The sequence below is a fragment of the Streptomyces sp. NPDC002306 genome (assembly GCF_053593435.1).
Genome location: NZ_JBSFCK010000037.1, coordinates 20,964 through 40,163, shown reverse-complemented (window position 1 = coordinate 40,163; position 19,200 = coordinate 20,964). Strand labels below are relative to the sequence as shown.

The window sequence follows — 19,200 nt, the reverse complement described above, 5'->3', positions numbered from 1 at the left end:
GCGGGCGGCGGTGCCGTCAGCGCCGCTCCCGCGTCCGCCGCACGCGCGGCTCCCACCAGGCGCGGTGCTCCCGGTACCAGGCCACCGTCTCGGCCAGACCGGTCGCGAAGTCCCGGCGCGGCCGGTAGCCGAGCTCGGTGCGCGCCTTCGTCCAGTCGAGGCTGTACCGCAGGTCGTGCCCCTTGCGGTCGGCGACGTGCTCGACCCGGTCCCAGCCGGCCCCGCAGGCCCTCAGCAGCAGACCGGTGAGCTCCGTGTTGCTCAGTTCGGTGCCGCCGCCGAGGTGGTAGACCTCGCCGGCCCGGCCGCGGGTGCGCACGAGGTCGACGCCGAGGCAGTGGTCGTCGACGTGCAGCCAGTCGCGTACATGGCGTCCGTCGCCGTAGAGCGGGACCTTCCCGCCGTCGAGCAGGCGGGTGACGAAGAGGGGGACGACCTTCTCGGGGAACTGGCGGGGGCCGTAGTTGTTCGAGCAGCGTGTGACGCGGACGTCCAGCCCGTGGGTGCGGTGCCAGGCGAGCGCGAGCAGGTCGGCGGAGGCCTTCGAGGCCGAGTAGGGGGAGCTGGGGCGCAGCGGGTGGTCCTCGGTCCAGGCACCCGACGCTACGGAGCCGTAGACCTCGTCGGTCGATATGTGCACGAACGGACCCACGCCGTGCCGCAGGGCCGCGTCCAGCAGGGTCTGGGTGCCCACCACGTTGGTGCGCACGAAATCGCCCGCGCCGGCGATCGAGCGGTCCACGTGGGACTCGGCCGCGAAGTGGACGACCTCGTCGGCGTCGGCCATCAGCTTGTCGACCAGGGCGGCGTCGCAGATGTCGCCGTGCACCAGGTCCAGGCCCGGGTGCCCCAGCGGCAGGTTGTCCGGGGAGCCCGCGTAGGTGAGCTTGTCGAGCACCGTGACGCGCGGCGCGTCCGGGGCGGCGAGCAGGGCGCGGACGTAGGCCGAGCCGATGAAGCCGGCGGCTCCGGTCACGAGGAGTTTCATGGCGGCCGAGCGTACGTCGGGGCACGCGCCGCAGATCGGGCACCCGCCGCCTCACCCCGCGCCGAGTGCCCGCCGCCGGCGCTCGCCGTCAGTCCTCGCCTGCCCGTCTCGCCATCAGTCCTCGCCCCGGACGATGTTCTCCTCCGTGCCCGGCTGCGTCTCGGTGACGGCACCCGGGTCCTCGACGGCCGGGACGCAGGTGCGCATCACGGGCTTCTCCCGCAGTCGGCGGGCCCTCGCCCAGCCCGTCTCGGACGGGCGGACGGTGGTGTTCTCGATGGGGTCCAGGGCGTGCGAGGTCACGACACTTCATCTTCCTTCTGCCTGCGGACGCGGCGCCGCCGGGGGGCGCCCGTGCTCCATCGTGGCCGAGTCCCCGGGCCCGGGTCGTCCAAACACCGGCCGGACCCGGACCCGGGCCCGCTCAGTCCTCCAGGCCGATCTCGCTCCACACCTGCTTGCCACCGCTGACGGGCACCGTCCCCCAGGCGTCCGACACGGCCTCGACGAGCAGGATGCCGCGACCGCCCGTGGCCTCCCAGCCGATGTTGGTGGGCTTCACGGGCGTCCGGGGCGAGACGTCGAAGACGGCCACGCGCAGGCGGTGGTTGACCAGGGTGAGGTCGAGCCGGACCCGGCCGTCGGTGTGCACCAGGGCGTTGGTGACGAGTTCGGAGACCACCAGCAGGACGGTGTCGAGGTTGCCCGCCGGTACCCCCCAGGCCCGCAGGGTGCGCCGGGTGAAGCGGCGGGCGTGGCGGGCCGCCTCGGGGACCCGCCACACCGTCCAGCCCTCGCGCCGCGGACGTACGGCCATGCCGTCGTAGCGCACCAGCAGCAGGGCGATGTCGTCCTCGCGGCGGGCGTCGCCGAGCAGGGCGTCGGCCACGAGTCCGAGGTGGGCGGGGTCGGCGACGTACAGCCCGCGGGCGAAGCGCTCCATGCCGGCGTCGATGTCGGAGTCCGGTGACTCGACGAGCCCGTCCGTGGTGAGCGCGATCAGCGTGCCGGGCTGGAGCCGCAGCGGGGTCATCGGGAAGTCGGCCTGGGCCACCACGCCGAGCGGCGGCCCGCCCTCGTCCTCCACGATCTCCGTCCTGCCGTCCGGATGGCGCAGGACCGGCGGCAGATGTCCGGCCCGCACGCACCAGGCGGAGCCCGCCTCCATGTCGACGTCGACGTAGCAGCAGGTGGCGAAGAGGTCCGTCTCCAGGTCCAGCAGCAGGCGGTTGGCGTGCGAGACGACCACGTCCGGGGTGTGTCCCTCGACGGCGTACGCGCGCAGGGCCGTGCGCATCTGGCCCATCAGGGTGGCGGCGCCCGCGTTGTGGCCCTGCACGTCGCCGATGACGAGGGCGACATGGTTGTCGGGCAGCGGGATCACGTCGTACCAGTCGCCGCCGAGCTCCAGTCCGGCCGTGGTGGGCAGATACCGCGCGACGGCGACCGCGCCGGGCAGCTTCGGCAGCCGGCGCGGCAGCAGCTGACGCTGGAGCATGCCGATCAGCTCGTGCTCGGCGTCGAAGGCGTGGGCGCGCACCAGGGCCTGCCCGGCCAGGCCCGCGGAGGCGGTGAGCAGGGCGCGTTCGTCGAACGCGAAGTCGTGCGGGTCCTCCCAGCCGATCAGGCAGGCGCCCGCGATCCGCCCTCCGGCGGGCAGCGGCAGCACGGCCAGGCCGCCGGGGCCGACCTCGGCGAGGGCGGGCTCCAGAGGGGCGCCGGCGGGCCAGATCTGGGCGCGTCCGTCGCGCAGGGCCGCGGCGAGGGTGGGCATGGCGCGCACGGGCGCGTCCGGCCACTCGGTACGCCACTCCTGGCGCCACAGCTCGGGCCAGACCTCCTGCTGGGGCGGGTCCAGGACGGTGACGACGAGCCGGTCGCCCTCCAGTTCGGCGAGCGCGATCCGATCGGCCCCCAGCGGCTCACGCAGCGCGGCGACCACGGCCTCGCTGACGTCCCGGACGGTGCCGGCGGTGGCCAGCGCGGCGGCCAGCCGCTGGACGCGGGCCACGTCGGTGCCGCCGGAGCGCAGCTTGGAGGCGTCCTCGACGGTGCCCACGAGCCGCATCGGCCGGCCCTCCCGGCCGGGCAGCAGCCGGCCGCGCAGCCGCAGCCACCTCGGTGGTCCGGCGGGCTGGAGGATCCGGAACTCGAGCTCGCGGTCGCCGACGGACATGTGGTCGGCCTCCACCACCGACATCAGCGACGGCAGGTCCTCCGGGACGGTGCGGCCCAGCAGGGTCTCGACCCTGCCGTCGAACTCCTCCCGGGCCATTCCGAACAGCTCCAGGATCCCGTCGCCGACCTCCACCCGTCCGGTGTCCGCCGCGAGGCCGAACGCGTTCGGCGACAGCTCCTCGCCCTCGGCGGCTCCGGGCGGGGCGGGACAGGCGATGGCCTCGGCGATCAGCAGGAGGCACGCGCGGTCCTCACCGTCGAAGCCGCCGGGGCGGTCGCTGACCGCCAGCAGGCAGCCGTCCGCGATGTCCCCGGGCATGGGCAGGACCCCCACCGAGAAGTCCGGGGGCGGCGTCCCCGGCGACTCGGGGCAGACGGCGAGCTCCTCGGGACCCAGCCACACGGGCCGCCCGGTGCGGTGGGCCTCGGCGGCCGGGGAGCGTCCGGAGAGCGGATAGCCGTCGCGCAGGCCGTACAGATTGCGCGGTACGCCGGCCGACTCCACCAGGCAGAGCAGGTCACCGCCGGCGCTACGGGCGTAGACGGCGACCAGCGCCGCTCCCGCGAAGACCAGCGCCTGTTCGAGCGCCCGGTGCACCCGGCCGGACGCGTCGGGATCGGCCGTGACCGATTTGAGGGCGACCTCGGCACGCAGCGTCCTCGATCCACGTCCCGTCACGCCCTCACTGACCACGTCCGTCATTACAGCGCGTATGAGGCTCCTGCGCAGCCCCTGTGACCATTCCGTGCAGGGCGTGACCGGCACCGTTCGCCGTGCGCGTCCCGCCGCCAAGGGGGAGATTTGAGCCCAGGGCCCCGCGCGGCCGGGCGAGGAGGTGGTCGGCGTGCGCGACTGGCAGGCGTCCGAGCAGGCGCCGGCGGCCGCCCGGACGCCGGTCGGCCGTCCGCTGCTGTCGCTCGCGCTGAGCGCCATGATGGACGGCGTCCACGCGCACTCCGGGGCGGTCTACCTGCGCGCGCCCGACGAACCGGTGCTGGAGATGACGGTGACGGCGGGCCTGCCGAGAGCGTTCGCGGCGCCCTGGGAGCGGGTGGGGCTGAGCGCGCCGATCCCGGTCGCCGAGGCGGTACGCACCCGGCGGCTGGTCTGGGTCGGCGGCGAGGAGGAGATGGCGCGCCGGTATCCGCGGATCGCCGTGGTCCTGCCGTACCCCTTCGCCCTCGCCGCCATGCCGGTGGCTACGGCGTCGACGGTGTACGGCGCGGTGTACGTGACCTGGCCCGGTTCACATCCGCCGGACCTGACCGACCGGGAGCGGGCCCATCTGACCACGGCCTGCGACCGGCTCGCGCTGCGGCTGGAACGCGCGTCCCAGGAGAGCCGGCCGCCGCGCGCGGAACCCGATCTGCCGGCCGGGCCGGGCGAATGGGGCGTGCCCGGCACGCTGGGCACGGTCGAGGCGGCGCGCATGGTGGCGCGGCTGCCGTACGGGCTGTGCTCGCTGGATCTGAACGGGCGGATCAGCTTCGCCAACGCGGCGGCGGCCGAGCTGCTCGGCGCCCCGGTCAGCGAGCTGCTCGGCACCCATCTGTGGGCGTCGGTGCCCTGGCTCAACGACCCGGTCTACGAGGACCGCTACCGGGCCGCGCTGATCAGCCAGCACATCACCTCGTTCGTGGCGCTGCGCCCGCCGGGGACCTGGCTGTCGTTCCGCCTGTATCCGAGCACGAGCGGGCTGAGTGTGCGGATCAGCAAGGCGCGGGCGGTGGCGCAGATGAACCGGGACGGGCCGCGGCCGGGAGAGGCGTCCTCACGGCTGGTCACCATCAGCCAGGTGCTGAGCCTGGCCGGCGCGCTCACCGAGGCGGCGAGCGTGCAGGACGTGGTGCAGCTGGTCGCCGACGAGATCTCCCCCGCGGTGGGCAGTCAGGCGCTGGTCCTGCTGGGCTCGCGGGCGGGCCGGCTGCACGTACTGGGGCACCGGGGCCATCCGGACCCGAGGGTCGTGGAGCGCCTCGACGGCATCCCGCTGCTCGCGCCGACGCCGGGCGCGCACGCCCTGCGCAGCGCGGTGCCCGCCTTCTTCGAGTCCCGGGAGCAGCTCGAACGCCTGTATCCGTTGCACCACACGAGCCCCGACGCGTTCGCCGCGTGGGCCTATCTGCCGTTGATCGTCTCCGGACGGCCGGTGGGCACCTGCGTGCTCGCCTACACCGTGCCGCACCCCTTCCCCGCGGACGAACGCGCGGTCCTGACGAGTCTCGGCGGGCTGATCGCGCAGGCCCTGGAGCGGGCGATGCTGTACGACGCGAAGCATCAGCTCGCGCACGGGCTCCAGGCGGCGCTGCTGCCGCACTCGCTGCCGTCGCTGCCCGGCGTCGAGGCGGCCGCGCGCTATCTCCCGGCCACCCGGGGCATGGAGATCGGCGGCGACTTCTACGACCTGGTGCCCTCACCACCGCTGGCGGCCGCGGTGATCGGCGACGTGGAGGGCCACAACGTGACCGCGGCCGCGCTGATGGGACAGATCCGTACCGCGGTGCGCGCGTACACGACGGTCGGACAGGCCCCGGAGGAGGTCATGCGCAGCACCAACCGGCTGCTGATCGACCTCGGCGCCGAGCTGTTCGCCAGCTGTCTGTACCTGCGGCTCGACCCGGGGCGCGGGCAGGCCGTGATGGCCCGCGCGGGGCATCCGCCGCCGCTGCTGCGCCGGCCGGACGGGCGGGTACGGGTGCTGGACCTGGCGGGCGGCCCGCTGCTCGGCATCGACGCGTCGGCGACGTACGCGACGACGGAGGTCGACCTCGCCCCCGGGTCCCTGCTGGTCCTCTACACCGACGGTCTGATCGAGTCGCCCGGTGTGGACATCGAGGACGCGCTGGCCGAACTGGGCGAACGCCTCGGCCCGATCGGGGACCGGCCGCTCGACGCACTGGCCGACGAGCTCGTACGGCACTGCGCGGCCGCGGAGGAGCGGATCGACGACGTGGCACTGCTGCTGCTGCGGGCGGACGGCGACGGCTGACCGAGGCACCGCCGACGTGACCGGGGTTCGCGAAACGGAACGGCACGCCGTGCGGCGGGGACGGCGCGCGGCACGACGGACGGTCCGGCCCTCCCGCCGGAGAGCCGGACCGTCCGTCCGTCGGCCGCAGCCGCCTGTGGGGGCCGATCAGTGCGTGTCGGTCAGCCCGGAGTTGTCCTCGGTGCCCGTGCCCATCTGGTCCTGGGCCGCGCCGGACTGGTCGCCCATCCCGGACTGGTCACCCGCTCCGGACTGGTCGCCCATCCCGGACTGGTCGCCCGCGCCGGCCTGGTCGCCGCCGACGGCGTCGCCACCGGCCCCCGCCTGCTCGCCGCCGGCCTGGTCACCCGCTCCCGCGCCCTCTCCGGCTCCCGCGCCCGCGCCCGCGGCGCCGAGGGTGGCGCCGGTCGCCGTCAACGCGGTCGTGACCGGCTGGAAGAAGGTCTCGCCGCCGGCGGTGCAGTCGCCGCTGCCGCCCGAGGTCAGACCGATCGCGCTGCCGTCCTGGGTGAACAGTGAGCCGCCGCTGTCTCCGGGTTCGGCGCACACGTTCGTCTGGATGAGGCCGGTGACCGTGCCCTCCGGGTAGTTCACCGTGGCGTCGAGGCCGAGGACCTGACCGTCGTTCAGGCCGGTGGTGCTGCCCATCCGGAACACCTGCGCGCCGACCGTGGCGTCCGCGGCCTGGAGGATCTGGACGGTCTGGCCGCCACCGATGTTGACGTCGCTCGGCGCCTGGGTGGCCGGGTCGTCGTACTTGACGAGGGAGAAGTCGCCTTCGCCGGGGAAGACCGCCTGGTCGACGGTGGCGATCGGCTGGCCGTCCTGGCTGTCGGACCACTGCTCGGCCGCGACACCGCAGTGGCCGGCCGTGAGGAAGGCGGGCGAGCCGTCGGACGCGGTGACGTTGAAGCCGAGGGAGCAGCGCGCCCCGCCGCCGAAGATGGCGTCACCGCCCGACACGAACGTCTTGAAGGTGCCGGCGGACTTCTTGATGGTGGCCATGCCCGAGCCGAGGCTCCGCACGGTGGACTCCAGCCGGTCCCACTTGCCGCCGGTGACCGTGCTGTCGGCGGTGACCAGGATCTTGTTGGTCCTCGGGTCGACGGCCCACGCGGTGCCCGGGATGGTGGCATCGGTCTTGAGGGTCTGCGCGGCCGTCTTCAGCTCGGCCGTGCTGTTGTCGACCTCACGGACCTTCGCACCGGCCTTCTTGGCCTGCACCACCACGTTGTTCTGGTCGCCGGAGACGTTGACGACGTTGACGACCAGCTGCCGGCTGTCGGCGTCGTAGTACGAACCGGCGAAGGCGTCGCCGAGCAGGTTCTGAAGCTGCGTGGCGAGGTCCGAGGCGTCCGCCGCCTTGAGGGTCTTCGGGGCAGCCGCGTCCGACGCGCCGTCCTGGGAGGCGTTGGCGTTCGGGAGCAGCAGGGCCGCCGCTCCCAGTGCCGCCACACTGCCCGCTGCTATCGCGGCCTTGCGCTTCGGAATTCGCTTGTGACTCAAACTTCTCGACCTCCTGCGGGACGGGGTCTGCGCTGCCGGTCGGCAGCTCGTACAGCGGCGCCTGGATGGCTGTAGGTACGCGGCGGGTGGGCGGCGCGTTCAATTCCGTTTCGCAACTTCCTTTGCGTGGACCCGAATCGGCCGGGTGACGGGCCGATCGGACGCGCGGCGGGAACAATCCCCCATATGACGATGACGACCGCCGAAGCGGACAAGATCCTTTCCGCCAACTTCGCCCCCTGGGTCCTCGACCTGGGCCTGTCCGTCGAGAGCCTGGGGAACGACCGCGCGACCCTGCGTCTGCCCTGGTCGGCGCAGCTGGCCAGGGAGGGCGGCGGGCTCTCGGGACAGGCCCTGATGGCCGCCGCCGACGCCGCCACGGTGATCGCCGTCTCGGCGGCCCGGGGTGCCTACGTACCGATGACGACCGTGCAGCAGTCCACGTCGTTCCAGCGCGCGGTGACGGATTCGGATGTCCTGATCGAGGCGGTGCTGACCAAGCTGGGCCGCCGGATGGCGTTCGCCGACATCGCGATGACCGCCGAGCGCTCGGGCGAACTGGCGGCCCGCGCCGCCACCGTGTACGCGTTGCTGGGCTGACCGGGATCCGCCACCCAACCGACACGCTCGGTGACGCGCCGCGCACGCTCCGCCCTTCGTTCGGGGCGGAATCCCGGCTTCGGCGAATCTGCACACCCCATGCCCAACCAGGTCACCGGGCGCAGGGGATCTGCACATGTGCGCGGCGGCCCCGATGCCTTTGGGGCGGGAGTGTCGGATTCGGCGCCGGGGCGGCAAGGGGCGGTGCGGGCCGATGCCGCGCGGCATGTGAAGGAGTCGGCACCAAGCCGTGCGCGGCCCTGCACCGTTGAGCGCTCAATGACCACAAGGGCGCAGGTGGGACCGGTGGTTGAGTGGAACAGCGCGGCACGGACCTGCTTTGATCCATCGCATCGCGGGGGCCGCCAAGGGCTCTCCGAAAGGGGCGTCCGGCGCCCGCGGTCGCGGCCGTCCCTGTCCCCAGAGGGGGCCGCTCTCCCCCTTGTGAATATCCATATGAAGGGAAGTTCCATCATGAACTCCACCCCCCAGGTTGAGACCGTCGAGATCTCCGACGCCGAGCTCGACAACGTCTCCGGCGGTCTGTCCCTGAACGCCGTCGGCACCGTCAGCGGCCTGGTGGACGGCGTCGCCCCGGTCTCCGGCCTGGTCAACACGGTCGTCGGCACCGTCGAGGGTGTCACCGGCCTGAACACCGCCCCGGTCACGGGCCTGGTCGCCGGTCTCTGACCGCGCCTTTTTGTTCCGTCGAGTCCCGGAGCCGTACCCCGGCTCCGGGACTCTCGGATGCCCAGAGACTCAGAGCCCCAGAGACCCAGGAGCTCTGAACCTCTGAAGCTCTGAACCTCTGCAGCTCTGAAGCTCTGAAGCTCTGAAGCTCTGAAGCTCCCCGACAGGCTCTCCGACAAGCTCTCCGACCGGTGAGGGAAGTCCCGTGCAGTTCCGCCAACAGGCCCTCGCCAGACTCCAGTCGCCGGAGGAGCTCGACCTCCCGGTGCGCTTCGCCCGCCCGCAGGGCTGGCTCGTCCTGTCGGTGACGGTGCTCGCGCTGGCGGGCGCCTCCGTGTGGGCGGTGACGGGCTCCGTGGCCTCGACGGTCGGCGCGCCCGCGATCCTCACCCACGGCGAGGGCAGTTACATCCTCCAGAGCCCCGCCGCCGGCCAGGTCACCGCGATCCTCGCCGAGGAGGGCGACCGCATGCCCGCCGACTCCCCCGTTCTGAAGGTCCGTACGAGCGACGGCGACACCGTCGTCCGCACGGTCGCCGCCGGCCGGATCACCGCGCTCGCCGCCACCATCGGCCAGATCATCCAGACCGGCGCGAACGTCGCCGCCGTGGAGAAGGTCGCCCACGCGGACGACCCGCTGTACGCGACGGTGTACGTCCCGGCCGAGAACGCCACCTCCATCCCCGCGAACGCGCCCGTCGACCTCACCGTCCAGACCGTCTCCACGCAGGAGTTCGGCGTGCTGCGCGGGCATGTGAAGTCCGTCGACCGGTCCGCGCAGTCGGCCCGGCAGATCGCCGCGTTCCTCGGCGACAGCCAGCTGGGCGAGCAGTTCACCAAGAAGGGACGGCCGGTCGCCGTCACCGTCCGCCTGGACCGGACGTCCGCGACGAAGAGCGGCCTGAAGTGGTCCTCGGCGGACGGACCGCCGTACGCCCTCACTTCCATGACCCTGGCCACGGGTTCGATCCGGCTGGCCGACCAGCGTCCCGTCGATTGGCTGCTGCCGTGACCACCGCCCAGGACACCCGGGGCAGACGCCGCGCCGCGCCGCCCGCGCGCAAGGTCCCCAAGGCGACCGCGAAGACCGTCCGCACTCCGACGGTCCTTCAGATGGAGGCCGTCGAGTGCGGTGCCGCCTCCCTCGCGATGGTCCTCGGCCACTACGGCCGGCATGTCCCGCTGGAGGAACTGCGGATCGCGTGCGGTGTCTCGCGCGACGGCTCGCGCGCCAGCAACCTGCTGAAGGCGGCCCGTGGTTACGGCCTGACCGCCAAGGGCATGCAGATGGACCTGGCCGCCCTCGCCCAGGTGAAGTCCCCGGCCATCCTCTTCTGGGAGTTCAACCACTACGTCGTCTACGACGGCATGGGCCGCCGCTTCGGCCGCCGCGGGGTGTTCGTCAACGACCCGGGAAAGGGCCGCCGTTTCGTCCCGATGGAGGACTTCGACGGCAGCTTCACCGGTGTCGTCCTGGTGCTGGAGCCCGGCGAGGACTTCGAGCGGGGCGGACGCCGGCCAGGGGTGTGGGGCGCGATGCCGGCCCGGCTGCGCGGCACGGCGGGCACGATGCCGGCGGCCGTCCTCGCGAGCCTGCTGCTGGTGGCCGTCGGCGCGGCCGTGCCCGCGCTCAGCCGCACCTACATCGACATGTTCCTGATCGGCGGCCAGACCTCGCTGCTGGGCGTGCTGTTCACGTCCATGGCGGCGTGTGTGCTGCTCACGGTCGTCCTGACCTGGTTGCAGCAGGCCAACCTGCACCACGGCCGCATCATCTCCTCGACGCTCTCCAGCGCCCGCTTCCTGCGCCATCTGCTGCGGCTGCCGGTGACCTTCTTCTCCCAGCGCAGCCCCGCCGACCTCGTCCAGCGCCTTCAGTCGAACGACGCGGTGGCCGAGACGCTGGCCCGCGACCTCGCGGCGGCGGGCGTGGACGCGGTGGTCGTGGTCCTCTACGCCGTGCTGCTCTACACCTACGACCCGCAGCTGACGTTCGTCGGGATCGGCGTGGCGCTGCTCAACCTGGTCGCGATGCGGGTGGTGATCCGGCTGCGGGCGACCCGTACGGCGAAGCTGCGCGCCGACAACGCGCGGCTCACCAACACGGCTTACTCCGGGCTCCAGTTGATCGAGACGATGAAGGCGACCGGCGGCGAGGACGGCTACTTCCGCAAGTGGGCCGGGCAGCACGCCACCACACTGGAGGAGCAGCAGCGGCTCGGCGTGCCGGGCGCGTGGCTGGGTGTGGTGGCGCCGACGCTCGCGACGCTGAACAGCGCCCTGATCCTGTGGATCGGCGGCATGCGGGCGATCGACGGCCATATCTCGGTCGGTCTGCTGGTCGCCTTCCAGGCACTGGTGGCCCGGTTCACCGCCCCGCTGACCCGGCTCAACGGAGTCGCGGGCCGCATCCAGGACTTCGCGGCCGACGTGGCCCGGCTGAAGGACGTGGAGAACTTCCAGGCGGACCCGCTGTACGGCCGCAAGGGCGGCGCCGACTCCACCCGCCGGCTGCACGGCCATGTCGAGCTGGAGAACATCTCGTTCGGCTACAGCCCGCTGGACAAGCCGCTGCTGTCCGGCTTCGACCTGACCGTGGGACCGGGCCGTCAGGTGGCGCTCGTGGGCGGTTCGGGCAGTGGCAAGTCCACGGTGTCCAGGCTGATCTCGGGCCTGTACACGCCGTGGGAGGGGGTGATCCGCATCGACGGGCAGCGGCTGGAGGACATCCCGCGCGGCGCGCTGGCCGCCTCCGTGTCCTTCGTCGACCAGGACGTGTTCCTCTTCGAGGGCACGGTCCGCGACAACGTGGCGCTGTGGGACCCGTCGGTCCCGGACGACGCCGTGGTGGAGGCGCTGCGCGACGCGGCGCTGTACGACGTCGTCACGCGTCGGCCCGGCGGCATCCACAGCCGGGTCGAGCAGGACGGCCGCAACTTCTCCGGCGGACAGCGTCAGCGTCTGGAGATCGCCCGCGCGCTGGTGCGCAGGCCGAGCATCCTCGTCCTCGACGAGGTGACGAGCGCGCTGGACGCGCAGACCGAGCAGACCGTGATGGACAACCTGCGCCGGCGCGGCTGTGCCTGCGTGGTGATCGCCCACCGGCTGAGCACCGTGCGCGACAGCGACGAGATCGTCGTACTCCAGCACGGCACGATCGTGGAGCGCGGGCGGCACGAGGAGCTGGTGGCGCGCGGTGGCGCGTACGCCGCGCTGGTCAGGGAGCGATGAGATGACGTCCGTCCAGGAAGGCGACCTCGTCCTCGGCGCGCTCGGTTCGCTGGGCACACCGGTGGACTGCGCGGGCTTCGCCCGGCTCGATCTGGAGGGTCCGCAGGTGCTGTGGCTGGTCGCGGCGGGTGCGCTGGACCTGTTCGCGGTCGACGCGGCGCAGCAGGGGCACTGGCACCACCTCGGCCGGCTGGAGGCGGGCTCGCTGCTGCTCGGCCCGGTCGCCGGACCGCAGCACACCCTGGTCGCCCGCCCGGTCAGGGACTGCGTGGTGCACCGCATCGGGCTGCGCGAGCTGTACCAGCCCGCGAACACCCAGACCTGGTCGTACGACGAGTACGGCAACCCCCAGTACGTCCCGCCGGCCGGCAGCCCGCTGGAGTACGCCCTCGCGCTGGGCGTCGGCCGCGGCCTGTCCGTCCTGTTCCAGGCGCCGATGGCGACCGAGCGGGCCGCCGAGGTGACGGACGACGACGTGTTCTGGATGCAGGTGCCGCCCGGCAGCGTCCAGTACGGCTCGTCGTACGGCGCGGAGGCGGCCGCCGACCTGCTGATGGACCCGGCGGTCTGGCAGGGCATGGTCGACCAGCAGTACCGGCTGCTGTCCACGCTGGACCGGTGGATCGAGCAGTTGGAGCGCACCCACGAGACCCGCACCGCGGCCGGGATCAAGGCCGGTGAGGCGGTCCGCGCCCAGGCCGACCGGACGCTCCTCGCGTCGATCGGCAGGCCGTCCGCGCGGCGCGCGACGGCCGCCGACGCGGACGCCACGTACGCGGCGTGCCGGCTGGTCGCCCGCGCGGCCGGGATCACCCTCGCGGCGGCCGCGCAGAGCGGCACCGGCGGCGACCGGCTCGACCCGGTCGAACAGGTCGCGCTGGCCTCACGTGTGCGCACCCGGGCGGTACGGCTGGACGGCAACTGGTGGCGCGACGACGTCGGACCGCTGGTGGGCCACCGGGCGCTGTCCGGTGCACCGGTCGCCCTGCTGTGGCGGCGCGGCGGATACGTGGCCGTGCATCCGGCGACCGGCCGGGAGACGCCCATCGAGAAGGCCAACGCGGAGGAGTTCGAGCCGCGCGCGGTGATGTTCTACCGTCCGCTGCCGGAGCGCGGGCTCGGCCCGCTGGGGCTCCTGCGGTTCAGCCTGCGCGGCACCGGCGGCGATCTCACCGGCCTGCTGCTGAGCGGCCTGGTCACGGTCGCGATCGGCGCGATGGTGCCGGTGGCCACCGGCAAGGTGCTCGGCGAGTACGTGCCGAAGGCCCAGCAGGGGCTGATCGCACAGGTCTGTCTCGCGGTGATGGTGGCGAGCGTGGTGGCGGCGGCCTTCACCCTGTTGCAGAACCTGACCATCCTGCGTCTGGAGGGCCGGATCGAGGCGACCCTGCAACCGGCCGTGTGGGACCGGCTGCTACGGCTGCCGACGAGGTTCTTCACCGAGCGCTCCACCGGTGAGCTGGCGAGCGCGGCCATGGGCATCAGCGCGATCCGCAGGCTGCTCGCCGGGGTCGGCCCCTCGGTCGCCCAGGCGGTCACCGTCGGCGCGATGAACCTGGGGCTGCTGCTGTGGTTCAGCGTCCCGATGGCGCTGGCCGCGGTCGGCATGCTGGTCGTGATCGCCGCCGTGTTCCTGGGCCTCGGGCTGTGGCAGGTGCGCTGGCAGCGACGGCTGGTGGTGCTGAGCAACAAGCTGAACAACCAGGCGTTCCAGACGCTGCGCGGTCTGCCCAAGCTGCGGGTCGCGGCGGCCGAGAACTACGCCTACGCGGCCTGGGCCTCGGAGTTCGCCCGCAGCCGTGAGCTCCAGCAGCGGCTGGGGCGGATCAAGAACCTCAACGCGGTGCTGGGCTCGGTCTATCTGCCGGTGTGCTCGCTGCTGATGTTCATGCTGCTGGCCGGTCCGGCGCGGGGATCGCTGTCGGCCGCGGAGTTCCTCACCTTCAACACGTCGGTGACCATGCTGCTCACCTCGGTCACCCAGCTGACCGGCGCGTTCGTCTCGGCGGTGGCCGCGCTGCCGCTGTTCGAGGAGATCAGGCCGGTGCTGGACGCGACGCCGGAGGTACGCACGGCCAGCACCCGGCCCGGCCCGCTGTCAGGCGCGATCGAGACCCGGCGGCTGTCCTTCCGCTATGCCGACGACGGCCCGCTGGTCCTGGACGACGTGTCGTTCGAGGTGCGGCCGGGCGAGTTCGTGGCGGTCGTCGGGCCCAGCGGCTGCGGCAAGTCGACGCTGCTGCGCCTGCTCATCGGCTTCGACCGGCCGGTCTCCGGCAGTGTCCTGTACGACGGGCAGGACCTGGCCGCCCTCGACCAGTCGGCGGTGCGCCGCCAGTGCGGTGTCGTGCTCCAGCACGCCCAGCCGTTCACCGGCTCCCTCCTGGACGTCATCTGCGGCACCGAGCCGTACACGCCGGAGGAGGCGATGGCGGCGGCCGAGATGGCGGGGCTCGCCGAGGACATCAAGCGGATGCCGATGGGCCTGCACACGATCGTCTCGGGCAGCGGCGCGGTCTCCGGCGGCCAGCGCCAGCGGCTGATGATCGCCCAGGCGCTGATCCGCCGGCCGCGCATCCTGTTCTTCGACGAGGCGACCAGCGCCCTCGACAACGAGACGCAGCGCACGGTCATCGAGAGCACCAAGGCGCTCAACGCCACCCGCGTGGTCATCGCCCATCGCCTGTCGACGGTGCTGGACGCCGACCGGGTGATCGTGATGGAGAACGGCAAGGTCGCGCAGCAGGGCCCGCCCGCCCAGCTGCTCGCGGACACGGGCGGGCGGCTGCACGAGCTGGTACGACGGCAGCTCACGTAGGGACGGGGCGGTACGGCGGCTGACGTGAGGGCGGCCGCGTTCGCGGCGCGGTCGGGTGTCCTCGTACGGGTCAGCTCTCCTCGTACGGCGGGTCAGGTGTCGAGGCCGGGAACCGGCGCGCCGGAGGGCACCCCGGCCTCGACGTATCCCTCGTAGAACTCCTTCCAGGGCGCCCCGGCCCCGGCGTGCGGCCCCTCGGGGCGCTCGCCGCGCGCCCACGCGTCGAGCGCGGCGAGGCAGACCTCCCAGCCGGCACCGTTGCGGGCGGCGGTGTCCGCCGCGCCGAGCACGTCGGTGAGCGTGAAGCGGGTGCGCCGGTCGCCGTCCCGCGCCAGGTCGAAGTGCAGTTCGTCGCCGCCCCACTCGAAGGACAGATGACGGGGCGGGTCCACGGCGAGGACGCGGCCGGTCGACTCGGGCATGTTCGGATCGCCGCTGAAGGTGATGGTGGCGCCGGGGCGCAGGTCGAACTCGGCGCGGGAGGGGAACCACCGGGCGAGTTCGTCGGCGTCGGTGACGAACCGCCAGACCCGGGCGATGGGGTGGTCGTAGGTGCGGCTGAAACGGACGGCGGGGCGGCCGTCGTCGAGGGTCAGATAGGTGCCGGTGAGGTCGGCGGACATGGCGGATCAGTCCTTCCAGTCCCGCGCGGACGGATCGCGGGAGTCATGGGGGTCGCGGGAGCCGAGAGGGTCACTGGGGTCACGGGGTTCGTCGTGGTCGTCCGGGTCGTCCGTGGTCTCGTCGAGGCGGCGGCCCAGGGTGTCCAGGCTGGTGTTCCACAGCCTGCGGTACGGGGCGAGCCAGGCGTCGAGGCCGGCGATCGGGGCCGGGTCGAGGGCGTAGACACGACGCTGGGCGTCCTGTCGTACCCGCACCAGACCCGCGTCGCGGAGCACCCTCAGGTGCTTGGACGTGCTCGGCTGGCTCAGGCCGCACGCCGCCACGATCTCGCCGACGGGCCGCGGCCGCTCCAGGAGCAGCGCGACGATGGCCCGCCGGTGCGGATCGGCGAGGGCGGTCCAGAGCGAGGAGTCGGCCATGGCGTCGAATATGCCGTATCGGTTATATGCACGTCAAGGAATGAATGATCCGCCGCGCGGTGGACGGCACACGTCAGGACCGCGGACATCAGGACTGTGGACATCAGGACCGCGGACATCACGGCCCCGCACCACGACCCCACACCACGACCCCACGACCCGCCAGCGAAACGTTGCCGTTTCGCTGGAACTGCTCTAGCCTCCATGTGTACGAAACCGTTTCGTTCATGCGTGGACGACTTTCCCTGGAGTGGTTCCCCGATGTCCCAGAAGACCGTGACCGAAGACACCCGGACGGGTGCGGTGGAGGCGACGCCCGGCGCCTCGCCGAAGCGGTGGTGGATCCTCGCGATCGTCGCCGTCGCGCAGCTGATGGTGGTGCTGGACGCGACCATCGTGAACATCGCCCTGCCGTCGGCCCAGGCCGACCTCGGCTTCTCCGACGGCAACCGGCAGTGGATCGTCACCGCGTACGCGCTCGCGTTCGCCTCCCTGCTGCTGCTCGGCGGCCGGATCGCCGACCTCTTCGGCCGCAAGCCCGCCTTCCTCGTCGGCGTGGTCGGCTTCGCCGTCGCCTCCGCGCTCGGCGGCGCCGCGACCAGCTTCGGCATGCTGGTCGTCGCACGCGCCCTCCAGGGCGTCTTCGGCGCCCTCCTGGCGCCCGCCGCGCTCTCCCTGCTCAACACCACGTTCACCGACGCCCGCGAACGGGCCCGGGCGTTCAGCGTGTACGGCGCCATCGCCGGTGCGGGCGGTGCGGTCGGCCTGCTGCTCGGCGGCATCCTCACCGACGCGTTCGACTGGCGCTGGACGCTGTACGTCAACGTGGCCATCGCGGTCCTCGCCTTCGCGGGCGGCTGGATCCTGCTGAGCAACCACCGCGACGCCACGCACTCCAAGCTCGACGTCCCCGGCACGATCCTGGTCGCGGCCGGACTCTTCTCCCTGGTCTACGGCTTCTCCAACGCCGAGACCCATGACTGGGGTTCGCCGCTGACCTGGGGCTTCCTGATCGCGGGCGGAGTGCTCCTGACGGCCTTCACCTGGTGGCAGACGCGCGCCGCGCACCCGCTGCTGCCGCTGCGCATCCTGCTCGACCGGGACCGCGCGGCCTCGTTCCTCGCGGTGCTGATCACCGGCGCGGGCATGTTCGGCGTGTTCCTCTTCCTCACCTACTACCTCCAGCTGAACCTCGGCTTCAGCCCGACGAAGACCGGTGTGGCGTTCCTGCCCATGGTCGGCGCGCTGATGGTCACGGCTCAGATCGGCACCACGGTCCTGATGCCCCGCATCGGCCCCAAGGCCGTCATCCCGCTCGGCTTCGCGATCGCCACGGCGGGCATGGCCTGGCTGTCCGGGATCGGCGTCGGTTCCCACTACACAACCGCCGTGCTGCCCCAGCTGATCGTGATCGGCGTGGGCCTCGGCCTGGTGATGCCGCCGGCGATGCAGCTGGCCACCGGCGGGGTGGCGGCCGAGGACGCCGGTGTCGCCTCCGCGACGGTCAACGCCATGCAACAGGTGGGCGGTTCGATCGGGACGGCGCTGCTGAACACGCTGGCCGCGAGTGCCGCGACCGACTACCTGGCCGGCCGGGACGCCACCAACGAGCTGGTCCGGGCGCAGGCGACGATCGAGAGCTACACCACCGCCTTCTGGTGGTCGGCGGGCCTCTTCGGGGTCGGCACGGTGATCGCCTTCCTGCTGTTCCGGCGCGGGGTGCCGCAGCAGGACGCGAATGCTCCGCAGGTCGTCCACATGTGACCGGCCGTCCGTGACCGAGGGGCCGCCGTCGTCAGGGAGACGGCGGCCCCTCCGCGGTCCGGCGAAGCCGCCACGACCCGGGTCAAGTCAAGGCATGCGACGGAAAGTTCACCGGTTCGAGTGAACAAGATCGTACGGGCGACCGGACAGGGATGACGGCCGCCCGCGCGGGGTAACTACGGAGATCCCACGTCCCCCCGCTGCGGTGGAGCACCCATGACTCCGCAAGCCCACGACCGCGATCCGCCCCCGGCGCCGAACGCCTGTGCCCGCACACGCGCGAACGGTTCGTTCACCGTGGTCGAGGTGACCGGAGAGGTGGACATCGCCACCGCGGCGCTGGTCGCCGAGCACCTGGACGCGGCGACCTCGCGCCCCGAACCGGACGTGCTGGTCGATCTGCGGCCCGCCGAGTTCCTCGACTGCTCGGCACTGCGCGTGCTGTGCCGGGCCGCGACCCGGGCCGGCGAGCGCGGCGGGAGCCTGCGGATCGTCTCCGACGACCCGCGGGTGAGCCGACTGCTGCGCGCCGCGGGGCTGTTGAGCCGCTTCCCGCCGCTCGCCCGCCTGCCCGGGGAGCCGCGGGAAGCCGAACAGAACCCCGGGGCCGAAAGGAACCGCGGCCCCAGGTGAGGGACCGCGGTTCCGGGTGAAGCCTGGTCGAAGAGCAAAACCGGGGGTCGGCGGGCGGCCCCACTCCGCCCGGCCGACCCCCGGTGCGAGATCGCACGGCAACCGCGACTGGGGCTCGCACTCCCCACCTGCGGGCCGCTCGTATCGCTCACGGGGCCGTACGATCCCGGTCCATTCAGAACTCGAACACGCTGGTCCCGTAGGAGTTCTTCACGCACTCGTTGGCGAAGGTGCGCTCATAGGAGACGCGCTTGCCCTGCCAGACGCCGTCCACCGTGACGACCACGGGGTAGTACTGCTTGGTGCACTGCACGTCGACCCTGTTCACCAGGGCGTCGAAGTCGCCTCCGGTGGCCCGTAGTTCCGCGCAGGCCAGGGCAGCCGTGGGATGAGTGCCCGACGCCGTCGGGGCGCAGGTCAGGGTGACCGCCCGCGCCGGACTCGAGACGGCGGCGCTCTCGCCGTGGCCCATGGTGAGCACCAGGGCCGACGGGGCGTAGAGCGAGGTCGGGGTGGCGTCCTGCGCGGCCACGGAGGCCCCGGTGAGGGGTCCGCAGACGGCGGCGGCGGCAAGACCGATGGTTGCTGCCAGACGCGCGGTGTTCCGCATTGTGTGCATCCTTCCGCTCGATTCGAGGAGGTGCCGGCCACGGCCCGGTGGGTGCCACGGCGGCGAGCGCGAGTCTGCCGAGTCCGCAGCCGAAACACACATCCCACCCACAGCTTTCGGTAACCTTGCGTGTTGAATCAGTGGCGTGA

At 72.7% G+C, this 19,200-nt stretch carries 14 protein-coding genes and 1 pseudogene; 8 read left to right on the top strand and 7 right to left on the bottom strand.

The features are described 5' to 3' along the window. Nucleotides 1-16: 16 nt before the first annotated feature. The 3 genes from rfbB to ACWCQK_RS35475 all read right to left on the bottom strand — a co-directional run bounded on the left by rfbB (nt 17) and on the right by ACWCQK_RS35475 (nt 3,869). Nucleotides 17-988 carry a dTDP-glucose 4,6-dehydratase gene (gene rfbB, locus ACWCQK_RS35485; RefSeq protein ID WP_451162243.1) on the bottom strand — a complete coding sequence of 324 codons (972 nt, stop codon included), beginning with the start codon at nt 986-988 and terminating at the stop codon, nt 17-19. 114 nt (nt 989-1,102) lie between these two features. Continuing rightward, nucleotides 1,103-1,291, bottom strand: coding sequence for a hypothetical protein (locus ACWCQK_RS35480; protein WP_451162241.1), 189 nt, complete (start codon nt 1,289-1,291; stop codon nt 1,103-1,105). A gap of 121 nt (nt 1,292-1,412) precedes the next feature. Further along, on the bottom strand, nt 1,413-3,869 hold the full coding sequence (locus ACWCQK_RS35475; RefSeq protein ID WP_451162239.1) for a SpoIIE family protein phosphatase: 2,457 nt from the start codon (nt 3,867-3,869) through the stop codon (nt 1,413-1,415). A gap of 133 nt (nt 3,870-4,002) precedes the next feature. Between ACWCQK_RS35475 and ACWCQK_RS35470 the strand changes: the two genes are divergently transcribed. Further along, nucleotides 4,003-6,156 (top strand): SpoIIE family protein phosphatase, encoded by a 2,154-nt coding sequence (locus ACWCQK_RS35470; RefSeq protein ID WP_451162238.1) that lies wholly within the window; start codon nt 4,003-4,005, stop codon nt 6,154-6,156. A 147-nt stretch (nt 6,157-6,303) separates the two neighbouring features. Here ACWCQK_RS35470 and ACWCQK_RS35465 read toward each other — a convergent pair whose 3' ends face one another. Then, nucleotides 6,304-7,662, bottom strand: coding sequence for a S1 family peptidase (locus ACWCQK_RS35465; protein WP_451162236.1), 1,359 nt, complete (start codon nt 7,660-7,662; stop codon nt 6,304-6,306). Nucleotides 7,663-7,848: 186 nt separating this feature from the next. Here ACWCQK_RS35465 and ACWCQK_RS35460 point away from each other — a divergent pair, with 186 nt between their 5' ends. The 5 genes from ACWCQK_RS35460 (at nt 7,849) to ACWCQK_RS35440 (ending at nt 15,001) form a co-directional block, all read left to right on the top strand. Beyond that, nucleotides 7,849-8,262 carry a PaaI family thioesterase gene (locus tag ACWCQK_RS35460; RefSeq protein ID WP_451162234.1) on the top strand — a complete coding sequence of 138 codons (414 nt, stop codon included), beginning with the start codon at nt 7,849-7,851 and terminating at the stop codon, nt 8,260-8,262. A gap of 474 nt (nt 8,263-8,736) precedes the next feature. Beyond that, nucleotides 8,737-8,952: a type A2 lantipeptide gene (locus ACWCQK_RS35455; RefSeq protein WP_451162232.1), complete on the top strand. Its 216-nt coding sequence runs from the start codon at nt 8,737-8,739 to the stop codon at nt 8,950-8,952. A gap of 205 nt (nt 8,953-9,157) precedes the next feature. Beyond that, nucleotides 9,158-9,964 (top strand): HlyD family efflux transporter periplasmic adaptor subunit, encoded by an 807-nt coding sequence (locus tag ACWCQK_RS35450; protein WP_451162230.1) that lies wholly within the window; start codon nt 9,158-9,160, stop codon nt 9,962-9,964. Next, a complete protein-coding gene (locus ACWCQK_RS35445) occupies nt 9,961-12,183 on the top strand; it encodes an NHLP family bacteriocin export ABC transporter peptidase/permease/ATPase subunit (RefSeq protein WP_451162228.1) in 2,223 nt (740 codons plus the stop codon). Before ACWCQK_RS35450 ends, ACWCQK_RS35445 begins: the two co-directional genes overlap by 4 nt. A 1-nt stretch (nt 12,184) precedes the next feature. Further along, complete coding sequence (locus ACWCQK_RS35440; protein ID WP_451162226.1) at nt 12,185-15,001, top strand: NHLP bacteriocin export ABC transporter permease/ATPase subunit; 2,817 nt, start codon at nt 12,185-12,187, stop codon at nt 14,999-15,001. Nucleotides 15,002-15,093: 92 nt separating this feature from the next. Here ACWCQK_RS35440 and ACWCQK_RS35435 read toward each other — a convergent pair whose 3' ends face one another. Further along, complete coding sequence (locus ACWCQK_RS35435) at nt 15,094-15,624, bottom strand: SRPBCC family protein (RefSeq protein WP_451162224.1); 531 nt, start codon at nt 15,622-15,624, stop codon at nt 15,094-15,096. Nucleotides 15,625-15,714: 90 nt separating this feature from the next. Then, nucleotides 15,715-16,044, bottom strand: a pseudogene (locus ACWCQK_RS35430) (ArsR/SmtB family transcription factor); the annotation flags it as partial. Between the two features lie 261 nt (nt 16,045-16,305). On the opposite strand from ACWCQK_RS35430, the gene ACWCQK_RS35425 reads away from it, so the two are divergent. Further along, entirely contained in the window at nt 16,306-17,808 is a 1,503-nt protein-coding gene (locus ACWCQK_RS35425) for an MFS transporter (RefSeq protein WP_451162222.1), read from the top strand. A 216-nt stretch (nt 17,809-18,024) separates the two neighbouring features. Beyond that, complete coding sequence (locus tag ACWCQK_RS35420; RefSeq protein ID WP_451162220.1) at nt 18,025-18,441, top strand: STAS domain-containing protein; 417 nt, start codon at nt 18,025-18,027, stop codon at nt 18,439-18,441. Nucleotides 18,442-18,616: 175 nt separating this feature from the next. Here the strand turns inward: ACWCQK_RS35420 and ACWCQK_RS35415 are convergent, their stop codons facing one another. Continuing rightward, entirely contained in the window at nt 18,617-19,051 is a 435-nt protein-coding gene (locus tag ACWCQK_RS35415) for a protease inhibitor (RefSeq protein ID WP_451162218.1), read from the bottom strand. Nucleotides 19,052-19,200 lie beyond the last annotated feature (149 nt).